The 25,260-nt window shown below is 34.2% G+C and carries 26 protein-coding genes and 1 tRNA gene; 10 read left to right on the plus strand and 17 right to left on the minus strand.

The window, feature by feature from the left end; translation table 11 throughout:
- Window positions 1-300: 300 nt before the first annotated feature.
- Window positions 301-388: transfer RNA gene (locus A9G48_RS08155), tRNA-Ser, on the minus strand.
- A 194-nt stretch (window positions 389-582) separates the two neighbouring features.
- Between A9G48_RS08155 and A9G48_RS08160 the strand changes: the two genes are divergently transcribed.
- The 6 genes from A9G48_RS08160 to A9G48_RS08185 are packed head-to-tail and all read left to right on the plus strand — an operon-like array spanning window position 583 to window position 4,099.
- A complete protein-coding gene (locus A9G48_RS08160; protein WP_034943493.1) occupies window positions 583-900 on the plus strand; it encodes a TusE/DsrC/DsvC family sulfur relay protein in 318 nt (105 codons plus the stop codon).
- Window positions 901-921: 21 nt separating this feature from the next.
- Window positions 922-1,218: a cell division protein FtsB gene (ftsB, locus tag A9G48_RS08165; RefSeq protein WP_442902637.1), complete on the plus strand. Its 297-nt coding sequence runs from the start codon at window positions 922-924 to the stop codon at window positions 1,216-1,218.
- 8 nt (window positions 1,219-1,226) lie between these two features.
- A complete protein-coding gene (gene ispD / locus A9G48_RS08170; protein WP_034943491.1) occupies window positions 1,227-1,931 on the plus strand; it encodes a 2-C-methyl-D-erythritol 4-phosphate cytidylyltransferase in 705 nt (234 codons plus the stop codon).
- Window positions 1,932-1,937: 6 nt separating this feature from the next.
- Window positions 1,938-2,414 carry a 2-C-methyl-D-erythritol 2,4-cyclodiphosphate synthase gene (gene ispF / locus A9G48_RS08175; protein WP_034943489.1) on the plus strand — a complete coding sequence of 159 codons (477 nt, stop codon included), beginning with the start codon at window positions 1,938-1,940 and terminating at the stop codon, window positions 2,412-2,414.
- A 30-nt stretch (window positions 2,415-2,444) separates the two neighbouring features.
- Window positions 2,445-3,467 (plus strand): tRNA pseudouridine(13) synthase TruD, encoded by a 1,023-nt coding sequence (gene truD / locus A9G48_RS08180; RefSeq protein ID WP_034943486.1) that lies wholly within the window; start codon window positions 2,445-2,447, stop codon window positions 3,465-3,467.
- A gap of 5 nt (window positions 3,468-3,472) precedes the next feature.
- The gene (locus tag A9G48_RS08185; RefSeq protein ID WP_034943484.1) at window positions 3,473-4,099 is read left to right on the plus strand and encodes a protein-L-isoaspartate(D-aspartate) O-methyltransferase; all 627 of its coding nucleotides are present in this window, start codon (window positions 3,473-3,475) and stop codon (window positions 4,097-4,099) included.
- Between the two features lie 237 nt (window positions 4,100-4,336).
- Here the strand turns inward: A9G48_RS08185 and pnuC are convergent, their stop codons facing one another.
- Window positions 4,337-5,026, minus strand: a complete 690-nt coding sequence (gene pnuC, locus A9G48_RS08190; RefSeq protein WP_034943482.1) for a nicotinamide riboside transporter PnuC — start codon at window positions 5,024-5,026, stop codon at window positions 4,337-4,339.
- Between the two features lie 2 nt (window positions 5,027-5,028).
- Window positions 5,029-6,264: a multifunctional transcriptional regulator/nicotinamide-nucleotide adenylyltransferase/ribosylnicotinamide kinase NadR gene (nadR, locus tag A9G48_RS08195; RefSeq protein WP_034943479.1), complete on the minus strand. Its 1,236-nt coding sequence runs from the start codon at window positions 6,262-6,264 to the stop codon at window positions 5,029-5,031.
- Window positions 6,265-6,425: 161 nt separating this feature from the next.
- Here nadR and recD point away from each other — a divergent pair, with 161 nt between their 5' ends.
- Window positions 6,426-8,276: an exodeoxyribonuclease V subunit alpha gene (gene recD / locus A9G48_RS08200; RefSeq protein ID WP_065576061.1), complete on the plus strand. Its 1,851-nt coding sequence runs from the start codon at window positions 6,426-6,428 to the stop codon at window positions 8,274-8,276.
- Window positions 8,277-8,360: 84 nt separating this feature from the next.
- On the opposite strand, the gene A9G48_RS08205 is transcribed toward recD, so the two are convergent.
- The 12 genes from A9G48_RS08205 to trxB form a co-directional block, all read right to left on the minus strand.
- Entirely contained in the window at window positions 8,361-9,086 is a 726-nt protein-coding gene (locus tag A9G48_RS08205; protein WP_034943474.1) for an amino acid ABC transporter ATP-binding protein, read from the minus strand.
- Window positions 9,083-9,763 carry a glutamate/aspartate ABC transporter permease GltK gene (gltK, locus tag A9G48_RS08210; RefSeq protein WP_034943472.1) on the minus strand — a complete coding sequence of 227 codons (681 nt, stop codon included), beginning with the start codon at window positions 9,761-9,763 and terminating at the stop codon, window positions 9,083-9,085. The genes A9G48_RS08205 and gltK overlap by 4 nt, the downstream gene beginning before the upstream one ends.
- Entirely contained in the window at window positions 9,760-10,503 is a 744-nt protein-coding gene (locus tag A9G48_RS08215) for an amino acid ABC transporter permease (RefSeq protein ID WP_034943469.1), read from the minus strand. The genes gltK and A9G48_RS08215 overlap by 4 nt, the downstream gene beginning before the upstream one ends.
- An 86-nt stretch (window positions 10,504-10,589) precedes the next feature.
- Window positions 10,590-11,498 carry a glutamate/aspartate ABC transporter substrate-binding protein gene (locus A9G48_RS08220; protein ID WP_034943466.1) on the minus strand — a complete coding sequence of 303 codons (909 nt, stop codon included), beginning with the start codon at window positions 11,496-11,498 and terminating at the stop codon, window positions 10,590-10,592.
- Between the two features lie 202 nt (window positions 11,499-11,700).
- The gene (gene lnt / locus A9G48_RS08225; RefSeq protein ID WP_034943464.1) at window positions 11,701-13,266 is read right to left on the minus strand and encodes an apolipoprotein N-acyltransferase; all 1,566 of its coding nucleotides are present in this window, start codon (window positions 13,264-13,266) and stop codon (window positions 11,701-11,703) included.
- The gene (gene corC / locus A9G48_RS08230; RefSeq protein ID WP_034943462.1) at window positions 13,259-14,131 is read right to left on the minus strand and encodes a CNNM family magnesium/cobalt transport protein CorC; all 873 of its coding nucleotides are present in this window, start codon (window positions 14,129-14,131) and stop codon (window positions 13,259-13,261) included. The genes lnt and corC overlap by 8 nt, the downstream gene beginning before the upstream one ends.
- 74 nt (window positions 14,132-14,205) lie before the next feature.
- Complete coding sequence (gene ybeY, locus A9G48_RS08235) at window positions 14,206-14,670, minus strand: rRNA maturation RNase YbeY (RefSeq protein WP_065576062.1); 465 nt, start codon at window positions 14,668-14,670, stop codon at window positions 14,206-14,208.
- Window positions 14,671-14,686: 16 nt separating this feature from the next.
- Complete coding sequence (gene rlmH / locus A9G48_RS08240) at window positions 14,687-15,157, minus strand: 23S rRNA (pseudouridine(1915)-N(3))-methyltransferase RlmH (protein ID WP_034944655.1); 471 nt, start codon at window positions 15,155-15,157, stop codon at window positions 14,687-14,689.
- 4 nt (window positions 15,158-15,161) lie between these two features.
- Window positions 15,162-15,479, minus strand: a complete 318-nt coding sequence (gene rsfS, locus A9G48_RS08245) for a ribosome silencing factor (protein WP_034944652.1) — start codon at window positions 15,477-15,479, stop codon at window positions 15,162-15,164.
- A gap of 255 nt (window positions 15,480-15,734) precedes the next feature.
- Window positions 15,735-17,366: a heme ABC transporter ATP-binding protein/permease CydC gene (gene cydC, locus A9G48_RS08250; protein ID WP_065574116.1), complete on the minus strand. Its 1,632-nt coding sequence runs from the start codon at window positions 17,364-17,366 to the stop codon at window positions 15,735-15,737.
- Entirely contained in the window at window positions 17,360-19,075 is a 1,716-nt protein-coding gene (cydD, locus tag A9G48_RS08255) for a heme ABC transporter permease/ATP-binding protein CydD (RefSeq protein ID WP_065568744.1), read from the minus strand. Before cydD ends, cydC begins: the two co-directional genes overlap by 7 nt.
- A 15-nt stretch (window positions 19,076-19,090) precedes the next feature.
- Window positions 19,091-20,044 (minus strand): thioredoxin-disulfide reductase, encoded by a 954-nt coding sequence (gene trxB, locus A9G48_RS08260; protein WP_034943457.1) that lies wholly within the window; start codon window positions 20,042-20,044, stop codon window positions 19,091-19,093.
- Between the two features lie 395 nt (window positions 20,045-20,439).
- Here trxB and A9G48_RS08270 point away from each other — a divergent pair, with 395 nt between their 5' ends.
- Entirely contained in the window at window positions 20,440-20,625 is a 186-nt protein-coding gene (locus tag A9G48_RS08270) for a hypothetical protein (protein ID WP_034943454.1), read from the plus strand.
- Window positions 20,626-20,689: 64 nt separating this feature from the next.
- Here the strand turns inward: A9G48_RS08270 and A9G48_RS08275 are convergent, their stop codons facing one another.
- Window positions 20,690-21,346 carry an NAD(P)H-dependent oxidoreductase gene (locus A9G48_RS08275; protein ID WP_034943452.1) on the minus strand — a complete coding sequence of 219 codons (657 nt, stop codon included), beginning with the start codon at window positions 21,344-21,346 and terminating at the stop codon, window positions 20,690-20,692.
- 8 nt (window positions 21,347-21,354) lie between these two features.
- A complete protein-coding gene (locus A9G48_RS08280) occupies window positions 21,355-22,608 on the minus strand; it encodes an AmpG family muropeptide MFS transporter (RefSeq protein WP_081299263.1) in 1,254 nt (417 codons plus the stop codon).
- Between the two features lie 265 nt (window positions 22,609-22,873).
- Here A9G48_RS08280 and A9G48_RS08285 point away from each other — a divergent pair, with 265 nt between their 5' ends.
- Complete coding sequence (locus A9G48_RS08285; protein ID WP_034943448.1) at window positions 22,874-23,875, plus strand: 2-hydroxyacid dehydrogenase; 1,002 nt, start codon at window positions 22,874-22,876, stop codon at window positions 23,873-23,875.
- A 56-nt stretch (window positions 23,876-23,931) separates the two neighbouring features.
- Window positions 23,932-25,005, plus strand: a complete 1,074-nt coding sequence (gene mltB / locus A9G48_RS08290) for a lytic murein transglycosylase B (protein WP_065574115.1) — start codon at window positions 23,932-23,934, stop codon at window positions 25,003-25,005.
- Window positions 25,006-25,260 lie beyond the last annotated feature (255 nt).

Raw genomic sequence — 25,260 nt, forward strand, 5'->3', positions numbered from 1 at the left:
GAGCTTAAAATTTAATCATTTTAAAGTAAAGAATATATTATGTTTTTCGTTAATGTTATTTGGATAAATAAGATGCACCAATTTTATGGATTTGTTTAATTATAGGTTGCTTACTTTAGGTGTATATAATAAACAAATTTATAAAATAGCTTTTTATTAATGTTAATACAAAATTATTTTTGCTATCACTTTACGAATTTATACATTGTTTCTATATAACAGATAATACACAGATATTTGGTTAAGTTTTAGTTGAATAAAAAACAAGGCGAGATGTTATTTGAAATCTAGAAAAGAATATGGCGGAAGCGCAGAGATTCGAACTCTGGGAGGGTCGCCCCTCGCCGGTTTTCAAGACCGGTGCTTTCAACCGCTCAGCCACACTTCCGCAATGGCTGTGAATATTAAAGGATACGAGTTTATTTGTAAATAGCTTTTTCTAAAAAAAAGATTACTTGCTTTAATTTTCATCTATTTTGAGTGTTTTTAGCGTTTCAGCGATAGTTTTGTCATCAAAATTAGTGTTGGAATCAATTTAATTGAGTATAATATCACGCAAATAAAATAGCATACATTAGAGAAATGTTAGAGCAAATAAAAACTGATAATAATGGTTACTTGAAGAACTGGCAGGACTGGTCCATTGATTTAGTTCCGGAACTGGCGTTAAAAGAATCAATAAGTTTAACTGATGCACATTGGGAAGTTATTTTATTTGTTCGCGATTTTTATTTAGAATATAAAACTTCGCCTGCTATGCGTACTTTAGTCAAAGCAATGGAAAAAAAACTTGGTTTAGAAAAGGCTAACAGCCGTTATTTATATAAATTATTTCCTGGCGGACCAGCAAAGCAAGCGACTAAACTAGCTGGCTTACCCAAACCTGTAAAATGCATATAGATAAAGGGAAATAATGAATTCATGATGCGATGGAAATTACCTTTAATCTTACTGATCTTGTTAGGTTACCTTCAATATTCTTTGTGGTATGGAAAGAATAATGTTTATGATTATAAAGCTAATTTGCAAATGCTATCAAATATGCGTCAGTATAATGATAAGCTAAAAATACGTAATGAACAGATGTTTGCCGAAATTAACGATTTGCAGCGTGGCTTAGAAGCAGTGGAAGAACGTGCCCGTAGCCATTTAGGTATGATTAAACCAGACGAATATTTTTATCGAATTATTATTGACTCTAACACTCATCAACAATAAGGCAATTTGTGAACAACCCTTCTAATATTATTGCAATTGTCCCTGCCGCGGGAATTGGTAGCCGAATGAATAGCCAAATACCTAAACAATATTTGAAAATTGGTTCGATGACGATTTTAGAACATACAGTGGATAAATTATTAACACACCCTAAAATAGATAGAGTGATCGTTGTAATTAATTCTAATGATAATTTATTTAATAAACTCCCTATTGCGACAAATGATAAAATTAGTGTAACTTTAGGCGGTCAAACTAGAGCAGCTTCTGTTTTAGCTGGCTTAAAGCTGTTGCATAGTGAACAATGGGCTTTAGTTCATGATGCAGCTAGACCTTGTATCGATCACCATGATATTAATCGTTTGATTGAAGCAGTGATGAATGCAAAACGAGGTGGTATTTTAGCGATGCGAATTAGTGATACGGTGAAACGATCTTATCAAGATAATGATAGCATCATTGAGCATTCGGAAGATCGTACTCATTTATGGGGGGCTGCGACCCCACAATTGTTTAAAGTAGACGAATTAAAGTTTTGTTTGCAAAAGGCGTTAAATGATAATGTCGCAATTACTGATGAAGCTTCGGCAATTGAATATTGTGGGGGGCATCCTTTATTAGTTGAATGTCGACGCGATAATATCAAAATTACACGTTCAGAAGATATTGCATTAGCGACTTTTTATATAAAAAATCAGATTTCAAAAAGGTAGAAAAGCATGAGAATAGGTCATGGGTTTGATGTACATAAATTTGGTGGGGAAGGTCCAATTACCTTAGCTGGGGTAAAAGTATCTTACCCATATGGTTTAGTTGCACATTCTGATGGTGATGTTATATTACATGCAATCACCGATGCTTTAATTGGGGCATTAGCATTAGGTGATATTGGTAAGCTTTTTCCTGATACTGATCCTAAATATAAAAATATTGATAGTCGAATGTTACTCAAAGAGGTATATCAAATTATTCGGGCTAAAGGCTACGAGCTGTGTAACTTGGATACAACTATAATTGCTCAAGAACCCAAAATGCGTCCTCATATCGATCAGATGCGAGTTAATATTGCAGAAGATCTTAATGCTAATTTTGACCAAATTAGTATTAAAGCGACAACGACAGAACAACTAGGTTTTACTGGACGTAAGGAAGGTATTGCTTGCGAGGCTGTGGTATTGTTGACTAAAAAACGTTAAATAGAATAATTTAAATAGTGAGCCAAATAAGTGTTAGTAGAACTTAATTATTTGTATGGAAAACCAGTAACAACAGGGCAATATAAACAACAAAATAAGGATTTTGAGGTAACTGAAGATCTTGGTTTTGAGTTGAAAGGCGATGGTGAACATGTTTTAGTCTATCTACAAAAAAGTGATTGTAATACTGTTTTTGTTGCTGAACAATTAGCCAAATATGTTGGTATTTCAGCAAAGTTTGTTAGTTATGCAGGTTTGAAAGATCGTCAAGCTATCACTAAGCAATGGTTTAGCTTACATATGCCAGGTCAACAAACCCCGGATTTTTCTAATTTTGATTTGCCTGGATGTCAGATCTTAAATGTGACTCGTCATAATAAAAAATTAAAGATTGGTGCATTGAAAGGCAATAATTTTATTATCACTCTGAGAAAATTAACTAATAAAAGAGAACTTGAATCTAAATTAGCATTAATCAAGCAACATGGTGTACCTAACTATTTCGGTGAACAACGCTTTGGGCACGAGCAAAATAATATTATGCAAGCGATCAAATGGGCTAAAGGCGAGATTTCAGTTAAAAATAGAAAAAAAAGAAGTTTCTATCTTTCGGCTGCTCGTAGTGCTATTTTTAATGATATTGTAAGCCAAAGAATTGGGAGCAATCTGCATCAAACAGTCCTTAGTGGTGATATATTACAGTTTGCTCAGCGAGGAAGTTGGTTTGTAGCACAAGATGAAGAATTGCCAGTTTTACAACAACGCTTACTAAGTGGTGAAATTAATCTTACTGCTCCAATGGTTGGTAATTCCCCTTTTGGAACAATATCCCAAGCACTTGAATTTGAGCAAAACTGTTTACAGCACTGGTCAATCTTTTGGGATTTATTAAAAAAAGAACAAGTTGAAACAGCAAGGCGTTCAATATTATTAAGACCAGAAGGGCTTCATTGGCAATGGTTAGACAATGAAAGTCTGCAAATTTGTTTTTATTTACCTGCTGGTTGTTACGCCACAAGTGTGCTACGTGAATTGATAATAGGGAATAATTAACGTAAATGCAAAGTTTAAAAATACAGTCTCTTATTCAATTATTGTATCAGCAAGGAATTAAAGATGAACGTGTCTTAGCTGCTATTGCTTTAATTCCTCGAGAGCATTTCATTGATGAAGCGCTTTCTCATCAAGCTTATGATAACCGCTCTTTACCAATTGGTAGTGGTCAAACTATTTCTCAGCCTTATATAGTTGCAAAAATGACAGAATTATTAAGGCTAGAGCCTCATTCTAAAATATTAGAAATCGGTACTGGTTCTGGTTATCAAACAGCAATATTAGCTAAACTGGTTAATCACGTTTGTTCTGTTGAACGAATTAAAAATCTGCAATGGAATACCAAAAGGCGCTTAAAACAGTTAGACATTCATAACATCTCAACTCGGCATGGTAATGGTTGGCTTGGCTGGCCTGAGCGAGCTCCTTTTGATGGTATTATTGTGACAGCAGCTGCATCAGAAGTCCCTAAACATTTACTTGAACAGCTAGCAGATAAAGGTCGTTTAATCATTCCTGTAGGTGAGCAAAAACAAATTTTACAATTAATAGAACGTAATGGGGATAAGTTTATCACAAAAAATATCGAAGAGGTGAAATTTGTCCCATTAGTCAAAGGTGATATAGCATAGTAGTTACGCTAAAATAAGTAATACAATAGAGAGTATTTACCATTTATAGAAATATAAAATTATTTATTTCATTAAAACGTATGTATGAATAATTAAAAATATAACAAATAGAAAATAAATCATTTATTTTCTATTTGTTGTATTAAAAACTTATGGTAATTATTAGTGTTTCTATGCGTTTATTTATGGCATTTTAATAAGTATTCATCATAAATCGAATATTATGATTAAAATTCTTTATTGTTTTTGTTCAGATTGTTTCCATTCACAAATACCGTAAATGGCATTGAATAAATAAATTAAGTATTGCGTAGCGATAACAATATTATTAGTATAAATATTTAGCCCAATTACTAGCACATTTAATATTATCCATAAATACCAATTAAAAGAATAACGCATCATTAAAAGTAACTGTGCAACAACCCCTAATCCGAAAATAAAGCAATTAGTAACGAGTTGGTAAATTGTGTTTTCTACACCAATAGCGTGAGTTAAATAAATATTGATAAATACAGCAACTATTAAAAAAATCAAAACATATAAAAATGCAGTTTCACTTAATGAGCGGACTTTAACATTTTTATCATTATCTTGATTTTTCTTCCAAGCCATTAGACCAATAATATGTGATCCAAAATAGTAAAAAGTCGGCAAACCAGCCCCGATATTGTTACCTAAGTAATTGGCATAACATTCTGCCATGACCGCAAACATGCCTAACACATTACCCATATTTTTGCGTTTGGCTAGCAAAATCACACATAATAAACCACAGAAAGCACCAATATAAGAGGAAAAGTAACGTAAATTTAAATAAGTAAAAGGATCTGTATATAAAAAGGCTAAAGTGATACAAATGACGCAAAAATAGGGGTAAAATTTGTTGCGCCCAATTAACATAGCAATATAGCTTAATTTATTCATAATTAATACTCTTCATTATTAATAAGTTGATTCACTAATTCGATGCAACGCAAGTAACGCTCTTCATAATTAGGTGAGTCAATTTGGATGTATTTGATATTATTTTTTTCAAGGATTGAAATAAGCAATTGTTGGAAATCCTTACGTTGTTTGCGGCTACCAAGGGATCGTAAACCATCAGCAATCCATGGTGTGTTATTACCTAACAAGATTACCAAATCAAAACGATAGTTGTTGATCATCGCCTGTAAAAAAGGATGTTCTTTACCTTCATATTTTTTACAAAAAGCTTGGGTAGTTACAAAATCCGTGTCGATAAACGATACTTTGTTAGCATGTTTTATCGCAAAATCAATATACTGTGCATGCCCTAATGCAATCTTATCATAGTCTGCATATTGCAAAGCACGCTCATCACCGCCAAGATGAGAAAAAACATAATTGCGTCCATATTCCCATGCGCTAGTTGTATTAAATACGTTTGCCAATTTATTTACTAAAGTTGATTTACCACTGGATTCCCCACCCAAAATGGCGACAGTTCGAACAAAAAAAGGTCTTACTTCTGTTGGAATATATTGCCAATTTTGAAGTGGTGCTTGGCGGATTTGGGTACCACTAACTTGCATAAACTTGCGCTTTGGATCGATAAGTACAGTATCTAAATTAAATAAATCTTTATACATAGCTACATCTTGAGGTTCACTAGAATAGACGCAATTAGGGTGAATGCCTTTATCAATAAATAGCTTTTTGACACGCTCACTCCATTCAAACCAACCGTTAGGGTAGGCAGGAATACCATCTTCTTCTAATAATTCAATATGAATATTTTTTTGATATTTAAATGTTTGTAATAACCAACGAATTCGATCATTAATAGTTGGCTGGCGAGACATCGCACTTTGCTTAAATAGCGCCATATCACGAAGGGTATCTGAACAAAGAATTACATACAGCTCATCAACTTGACTAATGGCACGTTGGATTAAATGAATATGCCCAGTATGTAATGGATAGAACTTACCAAAAATTACCCCTATTTTTTTATTTTTATCTGATTCTTCAATTTGTAAATACTGGTGAAGTGATTGCAATTTTTGAGCACTTGGATTTTTAATTTTATCATTTATTAGTTGGCTCAAATAACCTTTGGTCATTTGGCAGGCATCAGCAACAGTTTGTAACGATAATTTTTTTCTTTTTATTGCTTTTTTCACATAGCTAAAGCTATTCATATGGTCTCCCTGTTTCTTATATGCGACAAAATTTACACCATTTATTTTAAATGTTCAATATAGTAAACAAAAATATTTATATAAGCTCTAAGCTAATTTATCCAAAAGATAATTCTGAGTATATAATTAGGCTATAGATAATATTAAAATAAAGAAAAGATATGTTAACTCAGTGGTTCAATCAATTTAAACAATATAGTCAAATTAATTTATTAGATATACATATAGCCAAATTTTTAACTGACAAAGCCCAATTAACTGATAAACTAACAGCAAAGCGTTTTGGTTTTTTAATTTTGTCCCTGAGTATGGAGGTAAGAGCAGGACATGTTTGTCTGGATCTCTCATGTCTAAACCCACTAAATACAGAGCCTGAAATTTGGCTTGGCTTGGAGTCACCAACGGATAAAGACTGGATGCTTACATTAGAGGCAGCCAAAAATAGGCAAGTAGTAAGTGATGGTAATATTTTATCTCCATTGATTTATACTAACAATAAACTTTACTTTCAACGGATGTGGTTAGACGAAAAGCTAGTTGCTTATTATTTTAATCATACTAAACTTGATCATAATGAATATGATACTTCTAGTTTAAATGCCATTCTGGATCGGCTTTTTAACAATCAAGAATTACAGATTGATTGGCAAAAGGTTGCAGTAGCCGTTGCATTAACACGCAAGGTCGCCATTATATCTGGTGGTCCTGGTACAGGTAAAACTACTACTGTTGCCAAAATTTTAGCTGGACTTATACAAACTAATTCCTCAGCCCGAATTATAACGGCTGCACCAACTGGTAAAGCAGCTTCAAGATTAACTGAATCATTAAGTCGAGCAATTGATAAATTATCACTTGAATCGTTAAATCTCAAAGCAGAATCAGTCACATTACATCGATTATTAGGTGCAAGAACAGATAATCGTGCCTTTATTTATAATAAAAATAACCCGTTGCATGTCGATGTGCTAGTAATAGACGAAGCTTCAATGATTGATTTAAATATGATGGCACGAATTATCGAAGCATTACCTAAGTCAGCACGTTTAATTTTACTAGGTGATAAAGACCAACTATCATCAGTTGAAGCTGGGGCTGTATTTGGTGATCTGTGTTCATTTATTGCCAATGGGTATAGCCAAATACGAGCAGATGAATTAAGCCAGCTAACGGGCTATATGATACCTGCGCATTCACAAGTAGCCTCAATTACCGACAGCATATGCCTATTACAAAAAAGTTATCGATTTAATGATTCATCAGGAATTAGTATATTAGCTAATGCTGTAAAAGAAGGTCAGAGCTCAATGGCAAAAACGTTGTTAACGGATAATTTATTTGATGATATTCGTTATTACTCATTATCTTCTAAACAAGCTTATCAAACAATGCTACAAGATAGCATCGAACATTATAAGCATTATTTAAAATCAATTAATCGACAAGGTAACAATAATGTTGCGGCTATATTAGATAAATTTGCCCAATATCGCTTACTTTGCGCCTTAAGAGAAGGGATTTTTGGATTAGAAGGGTTAAATAAGCAAATTGAATTATTATTGGTTAAAAATAAATTGATTGAACAGAGAAATAAAGAAAATTGGTATATTGGCCGCCCAATTATGATTTTACAAAACAGTGCCACATTAGGGCTATATAATGGTGATATAGGTATTACGTTGCCATCAGAGAAGGATAGTTCAAAAATGCGAGTTTATTTTCCTTTTGCTGATGGGTCAATCAAAGGTTTTTCACCATTTAGGTTACCAGAGCATGAAACAGCTTATGCAATGACAATACATAAATCGCAAGGTTCAGAGTTTAATCATGTTAATATTATTTTACCAACGGATTATTCACCTTTGCTTAATCGATCGCTACTTTATACCGCAATTACACGGGCTAAAAATAGTGTTTCAATTTATGCAAATGACCATGTACTAATGCAATCAGTAAAAACACAAACAGAAAGACATAGTGGATTAATTAATTTATTGCAGAACAATAATTAAATTAGCTATATGTTTTTTTATGATAAATTGGGATGATTTTTGTAGGAATAGCAAAACAGGGCAACAAAGCCCCGTAATTAAATATTAATGGATAATTTTAGCTAAAAAGTCTTTAGCGCGATCAGACTCAGGATTACTAAAGAATTGCTCTTTTGAAGTATCTTCAATAATCTCACCTGCATCCATAAAGATAACTCGATGTGCTACCTTGCGAGCAAAGCCCATTTCGTGAGTAACCACCATCATAGTCATACCTTCATAAGCGAGTTCAACCATAACATCTAGTACCTCATTTACCATTTCAGGATCAAGAGCTGATGTAGGTTCATCAAATAACATGACAATCGGATCCATACAAAGCGCCCGAGCTATAGCAACACGTTGTTGCTGACCTCCTGAAAGTTGTGCCGGATATTTGTTAGCATGAGCAAGTAGACCAACCCTATCTAAAAGTGAAAGTGCTTTTTCGCGAGCCTCTTTATCTGCTCTTCCTAATACTTTGATTTGTGCAAGCGTTAGGTTTTTTAAAATCGTTAAATGTGGGAACAGTTCAAAATGTTGAAAAACCATACCGACTTTAGAACGTAATTTTGCCAAATTAGTTAATTGACTAGTAACTTCGGTTCCATCAATAATAATTTTGCCTTCTTGTACAGGTTCTAACCCATTTACAGTTTTAATTAATGTTGATTTTCCCGAACCAGAAGGACCACAAACAACTACCACTTCGCCTTTATCGACTCTTGTAGTACAGTTTTTTAATACTTGAAATTGTCCATACCATTTTGATACGTTTTCTAAAGAGATCATCGAGTAATCCTTTTCTTAAAATAATTAACTAAGCGTGAAACAGTGAAGCATATGATAAAATATACTGCTCCAGTAAATAGCACCATTTCAACAATTAAACCATCTCTGTTACCCACAATATTTACAGCTCGGTAGAAGAAATCAGCTAAATTTAGCGTATAAATAAGCGTAGTATCCTGGAATAAAATAACACCTTGTGTTAATAAAAGAGGCGTCATAATGCGAAATGCTTGTGGTAAAACAACCATCCGTAGAGCCTGACCTTTAGTCATACCAAGAGCCAGAGATGCACTGATTTGACCTTTAGACACACTTTGAATACCCGCACGAATAATTTCAGAATAATAAGCAGCTTCAAAAAGTGCAAAAGCGATTAGTGCGGACACAAAGCGTATGTCTGTCGTTGGAGGAAGATTTAATAATTTCCCCAAAAGTTGTGGGACAAGTAAATAAAACCATAATAAAACCATCATAAGAGGAATTGAACGGAAAATATTTACATAACACATAGCGAACCAATGCAAAATTTTGATTGAAGATAAACGCATAATTGCCAGTAGTGTTCCCCACACGATACCAAAAATTACTGCAGTAATTGTTATCTCTAAGGTTAATATCATGCCTTTCATGATATAAGGTAAATTTGGTAAAATTTGCCCCCATTCTAATTCCATCATGATTTACCTCCTAAAATCCCAGGAAGTCGTACTTTTTTTTCTATATATTGCATAGCAAACATAATAACCACATTAATAAGTACATACCCTAAGGTAATGGCAATAAATGATTCATAAGGTTGGCCAGCATGCTCTAATAATTGATTAGCCTGTTTTGTTAGCTCAATATAACCTACTGTAGAGGCAACAGCAGAGTTTTTAACCATGTTCAACATTTCGGATGTTAATGGCGGAATTACTCTTCGATAAGCATTTGGCAATAATATATATAAGTAGATTTGTTTTAGTGTTAATCCTAATGCAATTCCAGCATTTTTTTGTCCTATTGGGATTGATTGGATTGCGGCCCTTATTTGTTCACAAATACGAGCACCAGTAAATAATCCTAAGCCAATTGTTGACATTAATAATGTAAATGTCATTGGATCAATATCATTATATAGCCAATCTCTAATTGATTCTGGTACTAATATTGGCACAACTTCAATCCAAAAGAATAAATGAATAATAAGGGGAATATTTCTGAAAATTTCGACATAACAAGTGCCTAACGTTGATAAAAAACGATTAGGTAATGTTCTCAAAACACCAAATAGTGAACCTACGAAAAAGGCTACTAATCCCGATGTAAAAACTAGCAATATGGTCATTTGAAAACCTAACCACAGCCATCCTAAATAAGTTGTATCCCCAAAGGGAGTTGGTTGCAGAAAAATCCCCCAATTCCAACTTGTTGTCATAAATGCTCCAACATATAAAAAATATTTTTTGTAAATAAGGTGATGAGCGCAGCAACCTGCGCTCTTTTGAAAATATAAGTATATTATTAGTCTAATGCTTTATCATTAGGGTGAGCGAAAAGCTCTTTCATCTCGGGAGACATGTCAAAGTTCATGTTTAATCCTTTTGGTGGAATAGGCTCCTTAAACCATCGATTATATGACTTCTCTGCCATACCAGAAGTTTGAAATTCGGCAATGGTTTTATCTACTAATGCTTTAAATTGAGGATCTTGCTTGCGCAACATACATCCATAGGCTTCATAAGATAGTGGTGTCCCGACAATTTCCCAAAGTTCTGGTTTTTTAGCTTTTGAGCGTTCACCAGCTAAAAGTGCATCATCGATCAGGAATGCCGCTGCTCGTCCGCTTTCAAGTGTGCGAAATGCATCACCATGATCTTTCGTTGCAATAATACGAATATTCAAACCTTTTTCAGAATTGATTTTGTTTAGCATAACTTCAGAGGTTGTACCAGAAGTTACGACTACATTTTTACCTTTCAGGTCGTCAATATCTTTGATTTTGCTATTCGTTTTTACTAAAAAGCGAGTACCAACTATAAAAATAGTATTTGAAAAATCTACTTGTTGTTGACGAGAAAGATTATTGGTTGTTGAACCACATTCAAAATCATAAGATCCATTTTGTAAAAGTGGAATACGATTTTGTGATGTAAGTGGTAAATATTTAACTTGTAAATTTGGCATATTAAGTTCTTTTTTTACCGCATCAACGATAAGATCTGAGTAGTCTTGTGAATAACCAATAACTTTTTGATTATCACCATAATATGAAAAAGGAACTGATGATTCTCTATGCCCAACGACAATCATACCATTTTCTTTCACTTTAGCAAGTGTACCATTAAGTTCCTCCGCAACTGCAGAACCAGCCATTAGACCTAGCATTGCAAATGATAACACTAATTTGGTTAATTTTGTCTTTCTGTTCATACTCATCTCCTACGGTTTGATTTGTATCGTATTAAATAAATTTAATATTTTTACAAGCGATGTATATTATAACTTATTTTTAAACATAAAAGTACTTTTTACTGTTTATTTATATATTATAGAAACTAGATACAACTAATAAATAGTGCTTTATAACTCTCATTGAGGTGCTAAAATTTATTCTAAACTAAATAAGCAATAATTATGCCAGTATTCTAGACCAAAATCGTTCTTTTATAAAAAGAAGAATAAACATTAAAGCCATCATGATCCAATAAGGTTGATTTCCCCAACTAGCATAAGGCGTTAAACCTACCGTAGGTGATAATGTTTGTGTTAATACTGTAGTTTCAAATTGTGGTAATTGTTTAATAATCTCACCATGATGATCAATAATGGCAGTGATTCCTGTATTGGTGCTACGAATTAATGGTCGCCCAAATTCTAATGCTCTTGCTTGAGCCATTTGCAAATGCTGTTTTGGTCCAATACTATCACCAAACCAAGCGTCATTGGAAACAGTAAGTAAAAAATCGGTATCAGCGGTAAAGTTTTGCCAAATCAGATTGGATAAAATTACTTCATAACAAATAGCTGTAGTAAACTTAAAGCCTTTCATTTCAAGTTGTGGCTGCTGTTTTTCACTGGATGTCATTGATGACATAGGGATATTAAGTAATTTAGCAATCGGTTTAAGTACGGATTCCAATGGGGTAAACTCACCAAATGGTACTAAGTGGTGTTTTTGATAACGATTCCTAGTTGGGTATTGGTAGGGAGTTTTTTCTCCTAATACTAATAATGTATTATAAATTTTTCCTTGGGCTTCGGAATTACTGTCATCAAAGCGATAGTCAATGATTCCCACCGCAATTTCAGAATCATTTGCTCTTGCTTGCTCATCCAGATAATTCAAAAAAGATTTTTGATTTAATTCAATATCGGTAATGCTTGCTTCAGGCCAAATAATGATCTTATTGCTACTAATGTTGGCCTGAGTTAGCGTTGCGTAGGTTTTTAACGTATTATTTAACTGTTGATTATCCCAACGCAATGATTGTGGAATATTACCTTGAATTAAAGCAAAATTGGCAACACGTTGATGATCGACGGTGGTCCAGTTAATATTTTTGAATGGAATTGGTGCAATAAAAATCGTAAAAAGTGCAAACCCTGCACCAAATATGTACTTTTTATTAGCATGTTGTTTTATTTTGTATAAACAATAAACGAACAGCCCGCACAAAATAGATGTCAATAAATTAACACCATCTATTCCCATAATTGGAAAATAAGCGCGTAAAGGGCTATCAAGTTGACTATAGCCTAATTGTAGCCAAGAAAAACCTGTCAAGATATAACCACGTAAAAACTCAGTCCCTTGCCAAATGATGGGTGCTGCAAAAACTAATTGTTTAAATGAACATTGTGGGGCAAATCGTTGTACTACTCTAAATCTAAGCAAAAAAGCAAATAACATAGGATAAAGTGACAAATAAAGGATAAAAATCCCCAAAATAATGAGCGCCACAAGTGTAGGTAATTCACCATATTGTTTAATACTAATATATACCCAATGAACTCCAGCTGCAAAGTAACCGATACCCCAAAATAATCCAAGTAGGATAGCTTGTTTACTAGATTTATTAGCAATAAGCCATAATAAACCCGAAAATGAGATAAAAGCTAAAGGCCAAAGGTGAAAAGGGGTATAACTGAAAACAGCTATACTACCTAAAATCATACTAGCTAAGACGTATTTAAGCATTTTCTGATAGCTCAAGATTAGGTACAATAGCACCTTCTGGAATAGTTACATGTAATTGGATGATTCGCCTGCGATCAACAATAGTTACTTTAAATTGATATCCATCAATAGTAATACTTTCACCACGTAAAGGTAAACGTCCAAAATGTTGCATTACTAAACCACCAATGGTATCCATGTCATCATCACTAAATTTAGTAGTAAAGATTTCATTAAAATCTTCAACTGGCGTAAGCGCTTTTACAGTATAAACTGATTGAGTTAAGCGGCGAATATCGCGATCTTCAATTTCATCATACTCATCTTCTATATCACCAACAATAAGTTCTAAAATATCTTCAATAGTAACAAGACCTGATACACCGCCAAATTCATCAATTGCCATTGCCATATGATAGCGCTGCATACGAAACTCTTTTAACATATGATCAACACGTTTACTCTCGGGAACGACAACAGTAGGGCGCAGAATTTTTTTGAGATCAAAATTATCAACGCCTTGACGAATAAATATAAGAAGATCTTTGGCTAATAAAATGCCTTCAATATGATCTCTATCTTCACTAATAACAGGATAGCGCGAGTGCCCATGTTCAGAAATAATATCCAGGCATTCATCTAAAGTATAATTATCTTTAATTGTGATAATTTGAGAACGAGGAATCATGATATCTCGGACACGTTGTTCCGCTATATCCATAACACCTTCAATCATATCAAGGGTATCTGGATCGATGAGATCGTTTTCTTCGGCTTCACGAATGACTTCAATCAACTCTTCTTTGTCTTTCGGTTCAGAATTAAATAATTGATTTAACCATAATGCAAACCCTTTTTTAGGGGACCGGTGATTGTCATCACTCATTTGCTCTCTTCCTTTCTTATTTTGCTATGATAAAAAATGTTAATAAAAACAAATAGTGTAATGAATAGTTTCGATTAGTCAACTAGTTGATAAGGATCATCAAATCCTAACTGCTGCATAATACTTATCTCGATATTCTCCATTTCTTTTGCTTCTTCGTCAAGAATATGATCATAGCCAAGTAAATGCAAACAACCATGCACAATCATATGTGCCCAATGTGAGGTTAATGATTTGTGCTGAGCTATTGCTTCTACTTCTACTACTTGTTTACAAATAACCAAATCACCGAGCAACGGTACAGCAATTTCAATTGGTGACTCAAATGGAAAAGATAATACATTAGTAGGTTTATCTTTGTGTCGATAAGTACTATTCAATTGCTGGCTTTCTTGTTCATCGACAATACGGATAGTAATTTCAGCACTATCCATAAATTGTGGCAAAATAACTTCTAACCATTTTATAATTTGCTTTTCAGTAGGTAGGTTTTGGTGATCTTTTGTAGCAACTTGCAGATCTAAAATAATCTCGCTCATTTTTATTACCTAGTTATTATTCACGATGATATGGATGATTAGTGGTTAAGCTAAAAGCTCGGTAAAGGCTTTCTGCCACGATGATGCGAACTAAAGGATGAGGAAGTGTAAGCGGTGATAGAGACCAACTTTGCTGCGCAGCGGCTTTACAAGCAGGAGATAAACCTTCAGGTCCACCAATTAATAAACTCACATCACGACCATCTGCTTTCCAGTGCTCTAACTGTTCGGCTAAATTATACGTTGTGTAAGGTTTACCTGGAATATCGAGCGCCACAATGCGATTACTTTTACCGCAAGCACTTAGCATTGCTTCGCCTTCTTTATCTAAAATTCGTACAATATCTGCATTTTTAGTACGTTTTCCTGCGGGAATTTCAACAAGCTCCAAAGGCATATCTTTAGGAAATCGTGACTGATAATCATTAAAAGCAATAGTAACCCAGTTTGGCATTTTAGTGCCAACAGCAATAAGCTGTATTTTCACGGCATTAACTCCAAAGTTTTTCAAGTTCGTAAAGCTGGCGACTTTCCTCTTGCATAATGTGCACAATCACCGAGTCCATATCAACCACAACCCAATCAGCATCACCTTGTCCTTCACTGCCTAAAACTAGATGACCTTGTTTTTTTGCTTCATCAATTAAATGACCTGATATTGAAGCTACATGACGGTTTGAAGTACCGGTGCAGATAATCATATAATCGGTAATGCTCGATTTACCTCGAACATCAAGGGTAACAATGTCTTTGCCTTTTAGATCATCAATCTTATCAATAATAAAATCTTGTAACGACTGTTGCAAAATAATCTCTCTATCAATCAAAACAAAGCGCTATTATAGCATATTTTTAAGAATAACGGTGTGGATAACATATAAATCCAACACTCCCTTAAAAAACTTATGATTACAAAATATTTAAATAAAAAGTAATTTTAATACAACCAAGTATTGTAAGATCCAATAAATATTATGTTAACTATTAAAGCTAATCCCTTTTTTAGCCTAAATAATGCATTACTTACCAATATAGCGTTCTAATTATTATTAAAAACATCTATTTTAAAGTGAAACAACCCGATCAAACATTGGATTATCCGTTAAACGATGTGTAACCATAATCAATGTTTTACCCTTACATGTCTGCTTGATTAATTGAATAATTTGTTGCTCTGTTTGTTGATCAAGGCTTTCTGTTGGTTCGTCCATTAAAATTAAAGGGGAATTATGCAGTAATGCTCTTGCAATGCCAATACGACGAATTTCACCGCCAGATAAAGTACGCCCGCCTTGTCCAATTAGCATATCTAAACCTTGTTCTGTAATTAGTAATTTGTCCAATTCAACTTGATGTAAAACCTCAATAAGCTGTTGATCCGTTGCATTAGGATTACCAATGAGTAAATTTTGCCGTAAAGTTTCACTAAAAATAGTAATAACTTGAGGAACCATTGCGATGGCTTGTCGCAAAGTTTTTTCATCCAGTTGATTTATTGGGGTATCATTAAAATAAATATTACCGGATCTTGCCTTCCAAGTTCGATTCACTAGACTTAATAAAGTTGATTTACCACAACCAGTTTTACCAATTATTCCAATATGTTCACCTTGTTCAACCGTTAAGGAAAAATCAGTTAATATCGCAAAAGGTTGATTTGGATAGCTGAAATTAATTTGTTCAAATTGTAATTTTGCCGTAGTTAAATCTATTTTTTTACCTTTAGAAACAAATTGAATGTCGGGTGTTTGATTAAAAATAGCTGTTGTGCGTGTGGCAGAAGTAAGTACTTGCCCTAAAAAGATAAATGCGCCAGGAATTGGCATGAGTATTTCAGCACTTGCAAGACTAACAAATACAAATAACGCCACCAAAGGGGATAGGGTATATTGGGTAATTAGCCATAGAACAAGCAACGTTAAAAATCCAGCAATCAGCACAATCAATGCACTTGATAGTGCCATTAATGTTGATTGACGTTGCTGGTTATAAAGCCAGTTTGATTCAAGCTCATCAAGTTTAGCACGATAGCGTGGTTGTGCATTAAATAGGATAAGTTCAGCTTGTCCTTGTAGATAATTAATTAATAATAAACGATATTCACTTTGTTGTTTAGCTAGTGTTTTGCCGAGTTGCTTTCCTGCTTGATAAAAAATGACCGGAACCACAAGTAAAGTGGTTGTAAGGATAATAGTAATAATTAACGCAATAGGTAAGTTTATATTTGCTAATCCAACAAACAAAACAGCAATGGTAACAAGTGCGGTTACAATAGGTGAAAAAAGTTTTAGGTATAAGTGATCAAGTGCGTCAATATCAACAATAAAGCGATTAAGCAAGTCAGCCCGTTGGTAGTGGGCTAATTGATTGGCACTTAAGGGCAAAATCTTACGAAAAGCTAACGTTCTTAAATAAGCTAAGATTTTAAATGTGGTATTATGATCAACTAAACGCTCCATATAGCGGGCAGCGGTTCGAATAATTGCCGCAGCACGAACACCAGCAGCAGGCAACATATAATTGAAAGTATACAAACCTGCAACGCCAACAAAAGCTGTAGAGGCTAAAAACCATCCTGATAATGATAGCAAAAATACGCTGGCAAATAGGGTAAGAATTGACAAAAATAATCCCAATAAAATTTGCCCAAAATAGTGTTTATATAGTGCGATATAAGGGCGTAATATAGCTAGCATAAATCCCCCTTGATATCACAGTGTAGCTTACCATTAGCCAATTGCCAGATCTGTTTAAAATCTTGCATGTCATCTGTTTGATGAGTAATTGTAATGCTATTAGGGGCAATGTGTTGCTGATCCAAATTTTGGATGGTTTGTTTATCTAAACTAGCAGTTGGTTCATCAAGAATCAATAATTGACAAGGTTTTAGCATTGCTCTTGCTAAGGCGATCCGCTGTGCTTGCCCAATTGATAAACGTACCGCATCTTCGCCAACTTGGGTTTCAATGCCTTGTGGTAATTTAGCAATAACTTCAGTCAATTGGGTTTTGGCTATCACGTTATCAAGTTCATGGTTGGTTGCATTTTGTTTACCCAATAAAATATTTTCACGGATAGTACTATTAAGCAAGTAAGGATTTTGACCAATCCAGCTTACTTGCTGTTGCCAATCATTAATATCTAATTGATTAAATTCAATACCATTAATCTTTAATGAACCTTGATAAGGTAAAAATCCGAGTAGTACTTGCATTAACGAAGTTTTACCTTCGCCACTAGTCCCTATGAGAGCTAATTTAAAAGGTGCCTGCAAGCTAAATGATAATGGACCAACGATAGGTTGTTGTTCATTAGATAATATAATTAAATTATCTGCTTCAATTGTTTTTAATGGCTCAGTCAATTTTATGTTTGTTATATTATCATTGATTTGTTTTGGTGCGATTTTTTTACTTAAAAAAGTTTCGATATTATCTGCTGCTGCAATTGCTTCAGCTTTGGCATGATAGTAAGTGCCCAAATCACGTAAAGGTTGAAAGTATTCAGGGGCTAACATTAGCGCAAAAAAACCAGCAAATAGAGTAACAGTTCCATTATATGCACCAAAATCAAATTCGCCTAAATACGAAAATCCAAAATAAACTGCCACAATGGCGATTGAAATAGAAGTAAAAAACTCCAATACGGCTGAAGATAAAAAGGCTATTTTGAGCACTTGCATAGTTTTAATACGAAAATCTTCAGAGGCAATCGCTATTTCGTTAGTTTGTTTTTCACCTTGGTTGAATAGTCGAATGGTATTGAGGCCTTTTAAACGATCTAAAAAATGACCACTTAAATACGCAAGCGCTTTAAAATGACGACGATTAATATCAGCAGCTCCCATTCCCACTAAAATCATAAAAATAGGAATCAAGGGAGCGGTACAAAGCAAAATTGTAGCTGCTGCCCAGTTAAATGGAAAGATAGCAATACAGATTAATATTGGAGCCATACTTGCCAATCGCATTTGGGGCAAATAACGGGAAAAAAAGTCATGCAATTTATCGACTTGTTCAATAAGTAGCGTACTTAGTGCACCTGTGGTGTTTTGGTTTAAATGAGCAGGTCCATACAACTCAAGTTGATCAATTAATTGCTGTCGAACTTGCTGGCGAACTTTTTTGCCTATGGCAAAGTTGATCTTTTCGCGTAGATAAATTAAGCCTGCTCGACCAAGTAACACTGCAACTAGTGCGCCAAAAAAAGGCAGAATATCCACAAAATAGTGTTGTTCAATAATAATTTTTTGCAAAATTACAGCGAGCAATGCAGATTGAATAATAACTAATATAGTTAAAACCAAGCCGGTTAAAATTGAAGCTCGCAAATTAGTTTTATACATTTTTGCTTGCTGTTTTAACCAGCCAAGTAGATAGGTCTGGCGTTTTTTATCTAATGACATAAAGATCTTTACTGCTTATTTTAAATTATCCAAATAATGTTCTGCATCTAAAGCAGCCATACAGCCTGTACCTGCTGAAGTGATTGCTTGACGATAGACATGATCCATAACATCACCAGCAGCAAAAATCCCTTCGACACTGGTTTGAGTAGCGTTGCCTTGCGTGCCTGATTGTACTTTGATATAACCGCCATTTAGTTCAAGTTGACCTTCAAATATAGCGGTGTTTGGTTTGTGACCAATAGCGATAAACACGCCTAAAACCGACAACTCTTCGGTAGTATTAGGATCTTGTGAGCTACGGATTCTAACTCCAGTTACTCCCATGTTATCCCCTAAAACTTCATCAACTACACGATGAGTATGTAGGATAACTTTACCTTCTTTAATTTTTTGAGCTAAGCGAACCATTAAGATTTTTTCTGCTCTAAAGGTATCTCGACGGTGAATTAAATGTACTTCACTCGCAATATTGGCTAAATAAAGAGCTTCTTCTACCGCAGTATTACCTCCACCCACGACAGCTACTTTTTGATCGCGGTAGAAAAATCCATCGCAGGTTGCACAAGCTGAAACTCCTTTACTTTTAAATGCCTCCTCAGACGGTAAACCAAGATATTGTGCTGAAGCACCAGTTGCAATGATGAGTGCATCACAGCTATATTCAGTCTCACTACCGAAAAGCTTATAAGGCTTAGCGCTAAAATCGACACGCTCAATTTGATCTAAAATAATTTCAGTATTAAATCTTTCTGCATGTTCCTTCATCTTAACCATTAATTCTGGTCCTGTTAAATCAGGAGCACCTGCAGGCCAGTTTTCGATATCAGTGGTGGTAGTAAGTTGCCCACCTTCTTGCAATCCTGTAATTAGCACAGGTGAAAGATTCGCTCTTGCAGCATAAACTGCAGCTGTATAGCCGGCGGGACCAGAACCCAAGATAAGTAAACGTGCATGTTTCGATTTCATTTTTAGAACCTTACTGATTGTTAATAACAGTCATTTTATTTTTAATATTCATTAATTAAACTTTTTAATAAACCGTAGAGTCATCAAACAGTTTTTTAAAATAAGGATGATTTATGACACAAAAGTCTATCATTATCAATCTCTTTCTGGCAAAAAAATTGATTATTACAGTAATAGGTAACCACAATAAATTTTTTACTTTTAAAAAAATAGATTATCTTTCCCTTTTCAGTTTTTTTAATTGAATTTATACTTTTTAAAACAACGTTTGTTTTATTTTTTGCTTTTTTTTGTTTAAAATACGTGCTTTTCTTATTCATGACTTATTGTTAACTTAGATAATCTATTTTCAGCCGCTTAGGCATGAAATCCTAACAAAACGGAGGACGTGTAAAATGAATAATCCTTCAAAAGAAAACGTAGAAGCCGTACTACGAAAAATTAATTGGGCACAAGAAATATTAACCTCATTGCAACACAATGTAACTGATCCGCAAATAGGTAATATTTTATCAGGAGTAGTGTTTATTATGAATTCCGCATCTGCGGATACTGAAACATTGTATCAATCGATTGAATAAAATTAAGTGTTGTTTTTTTCATTTTACCTTCAGCGGCTATAAAGCAACTGAAGGTTTTTTTATTTTAATCAGATAAATAAGTTGTTACCTCATCAAGCGACCAACGAGTTTTAGCTCTTGGTTCATTAAGTCGGTAACCGAAAGCCAGACAAAGTCCCACACCAAAAGATTCGCCACTAAACGCTAGTATATATTTTTCTAGAATCTTAATAATGCCATCATGTTGAAATCCACCAATAGCACATGAATCAATACCATAATAAGCGGCTGCGGTTAACATATTTGCGCAAGCTAGGTAGCTTTGCATTTCGGATGAATGATTGATGGTCAACCCACTTGCTAAACCGTGCTCATAAAAATTGATAATTGATTGACAACCAATATCAATAGCGGTTTGATCTTCAGGATTTGGTAAGTTACGCGCAACTGTTCTACGCAAATATTCGCTTTGTGACGTAAAATTATTAGCTTTACGATAAAGCACAATCACAAAATGTGAACAGCTGGTTACTTGCTCTTGATTGTAACAAACAGCACGTAATTCACTTTTAATTTTATCGTTATCAACAACGACAAAATGCCAAGGTTCTAATCCAAATGTAGAAGGGGATAGTCGACCAGCTTCTAAAATAGATTCAATATCAGTATTACTAATTTTTTTGGTACCATCGAATTTTTTGCATGCATGTCGAAAATTAAGGGCTTGTAATAATTTATCCATGCTCTCTCCTAATTTTTTGTGTTCCATGGAGCAACTTTAAACAATAATAACATACCGGGTATGGCAAGAATTGTACATAAACCAAAAAAGGTCGTCCATCCTAAATAATCAACCATAATACCGGTGGTGGAATTAATCAATGTTCTTGGAATAGATGCAATACTCGTAAACAGCGCAAATTGTGTTGCAGTATAAAGAGGATTGGTTGTTTTAGCGATAAACGCTACAAAGGCAGCTGAACCCAAACCAACGCCCAGAGATTCAAAGCCTATGACAATCGCTAATAATATTTTTGCATAAAAGGTAATTTCAGTAAATGGACCTTCTATAGATAGCCACGCAAATCCTAAAATAGAAATAACTTGAACAAAACCAAACAACCAAAGTGCACGATTAATGCCAATTTTAATCATTAAAATACCACCTAATAAAGCGCCAAATATACTCGGCCATAAGGAGGCATTTTTAGCAATCCAACCAATATCTAAAAGAGTAAACCCCATTTGCATATAAAACAGCGTAGCCAATGATGTTGCCATACTATCCCCTAATTTATATAAAAATATAAAAGTTAGAATCAATACAGCTGTCTTAATACCATTTCGTGTAACAAATTCACTAAAAGGTTTAATAATAATATCTTCAAGCTTATATATTTTAGGTGATTGATTTATTGGCTCTTTTACTTTTAATGTCATGATAATTGCAGGCAACATAAATAGAGCAGTAACAATAAAAACACTGTCCCAGGGTAAATACTTAGAAAGAATTAATGATAGTGAACCTGGTACTAAACCAGCAATACGATAGGCGTTAGTATGAATAGTATTACCAAGTCCTTGCTCATTATCCAATAATAACTCTCGTCTAAAAGCGTCAAGAGCAATATCTTGGGTGGCAGAAAACAGAGCAACGATAAAGCTAATAGATGCAATTAACCAAATATTTAATGAAGGAGAAAGGAATCCTAGTATTGCAATAGATAAAACCAATATAACTTGTGAAGTAAGCATCCAGCCTCGCCTTCTTCCCAAATTAAATAAGGAAATATTATCCATAAATGGTGCCCAGACAAATTTCAAAATATAAGGAAACTGCGTTAACGTAAATGCGCCAATAGTTTTGATATTAATTCCTTCACTTTTTAACCATGCAGGTAATAATTGGGATAATAAATAAAAGGGTAAACCAGAAGCAAAACCAGTGAAAATGCAGATAAGCATTTTAGTGGAAAAAATAGTTTTAAAAATAGAGTTTTGCATATGGTTCATGAATTAATCTTATTGGTTGGTTTTTAGCAAGGTGCTATCATAGCATACAATAATCAAAATAATCACTAATGGTTAACACATACTGCTGGTGAATAATGATATTTAGGGTTAAAAAAGTTAAATATTGTTATATAGCTGTTTTATCTATATTATCGTTGGCTATTACCATATAAAATATTATGTATTTTAACTATGATATAAAAATATCTAACCAGTTAAAAAATTAATCAATCACCGTTAAGAGGGGTGTTGTAATATGAAAAGTTCATTAAAAATCGCTGTTTTTAGCAGTAAACATTATGATAAAGAACATCTAGAAATCGCGAATAAAAAGTATGGTTTTGATATCGAATATTTTGAACACAAATTAAGTCATAAAACGGTAGTGACCGCACAGGGTTACAATGCAGTTTGTGTCTTTGTTAACGACGAAATTGATAAAAAAGTATTGCAAAAATTAGCTGATTACGGCATTAAAATCTTAGCGCTCCGCTGTGCGGGGTTTGACAATGTTGATATAACCGAAGCTAAAAAATTAGGTATAACCGTTGTTCGAGTACCTGCATATTCCCCAGAAGCAGTAGCAGAGCACGCTGTTGCTTTAATGATGACACTCAATCGCCGCACTCACAAAGCTTATCAACGCACGCGTGATGCTAACTTCTCACTTGATGGATTAACCGGTTTTAATATGCATAATCGTACTGCAGGTGTTATCGGTACCGGAAAAATTGGTCAAGCGGCTATCCGAATACTAAAAGGTTTTGGCATGCATATTTTAGCTTATGATCCTTATCCAAACGATACTGTTGTTGAGCTAGGCGCAAGATACGTTGAACTTGATGAACTCTATGCACAATCAGACGTTATCACACTTCATTGTCCAATGACACCTGAAAATTACCACCTCCTTAATAAAGAGTCATTTAACAAAATGAAAAATGGTGTAATGATCATTAATACTAGCCGTGGTGCACTACTTGATGCAACAGCTGCTATTGATGCATTAAAGCAAACCAAAATTGGTGCATTAGGCATGGATGTTTATGAAAATGAACGAGACTTATTTTTCGAAGACAAATCAAATGATGTCATTTTAGATGACGTGTTCCGTCGATTATCCTCATGTCATAATGTAATCTTTACTGGTCATCAAGCCTTTTTAACACAAGAAGCATTATTAAATATTTCTGATACAACTTTAAATAATATTAAACTTATATCTAAAGGTGAGTCTTGTTCAAATATTGTTGAATAACAATCAACAATTTATGATAATGACAATTTTTTAACAATTCAAAATTTGGATAGTCTATGCAGCGTATTCTTCTTTTTATTAGTATGATGCTGATGCTTACGTCTTGTAGTAGCAATAATTATTCAACTTCACCAATGCAAGAGCACAGGGGACATTCTAATGTTGAAGGAGGGGTGTATCTGGAACAAGAACATATCCAACCTGAAACTGACAACATTCCTTTATCAACAGATAAAGAGCAGTTTATTGATAAAATGGTGAGTAAGCATGGTTTTGAACGTCAGCAACTTCATAATATACTAGCACAAGCTAATAAGCTTGATTGGGTGATTAATTTAATGGATAAACAAGCACCCAAATCAAGCACTTCAAATGTGCCTAATGGTGCTTGGATTCGTTACAGAAATAAATTTATTACCCCAAGCAACCTTTCTAAAGGCGTTGATTTTTGGAACCAATACGAAAAAGAATTACAGCGTGCTTATAATGAATATGGTGTACCACCTGAAATCATTGTTGGCATTATTGGTGTTGAGACAGGATGGGGCAGGGTTATGGGTAATACCAAAATTATTGATGCTTTATCAACTCTTGCCTTTTATTATCCAAGACGAGCCCAATATTTTACCAACGAACTAGAAGACTTTCTAATAATGTGTCGAGATGAAGGTGTAGATCCTTTTGATCTAAGTGGATCGTTTGCTGGTGCAATGGGATATGGTCAATTTATGCCCTCGGCCTTTAGAAGGCATGCCGTTGATTTCAATCAAGACGGTCATGTAGATTTATGGGATCCCATTGATGCAATTGGTAGTGTTGCTAACTACTTTAAGGCGCATGGATGGCAACGAGGAAAAAAAGTAGCAGTAATGGCACATGGTCAAGCACTAGCGCTTGAAACGGGATTTCATACCAAATATTCAATTGAAAAGTTAGCAAAAGCGGGTTTAAAACCAAAAAGTTCACTAGAAGGGCACAATCAAGTCAGTTTATTGCGACTTGATGTAGGCGATCGTTATCAATATTGGTATGGATTACCCAATTTCTATGTAATAACCCGTTACAACCATAGTTCACACTATGCCATGGCTATTTGGCAATTAGGAAAAGCAGTTAAAGCGGCAAGATAATCGCATCATTCAATTACAACCGGTTATTATGGGATTTTATACTCAACTTTAAGGTCGCAGCAGTGCGATCTTTTATATTTTATTCATTTTTTTTCAATTTGTTATATACCAATTCATTCCCCTGATAATAATTCATTAAAATTACTATATTCATTTGTCAATTATAGTTAGTTGATATATAATGCCCCGTCGATTTCAACCGCCTATTTTTCATGTTCCTTGCTTTCAATGGGTTGCGGTTGCCCCGACAGAAAG

Source organism: Gilliamella sp. wkB18 (genome assembly GCF_001690875.1).
GTDB lineage: Bacteria > Pseudomonadota > Gammaproteobacteria > Enterobacterales > Orbaceae > Gilliamella > Gilliamella apicola_A.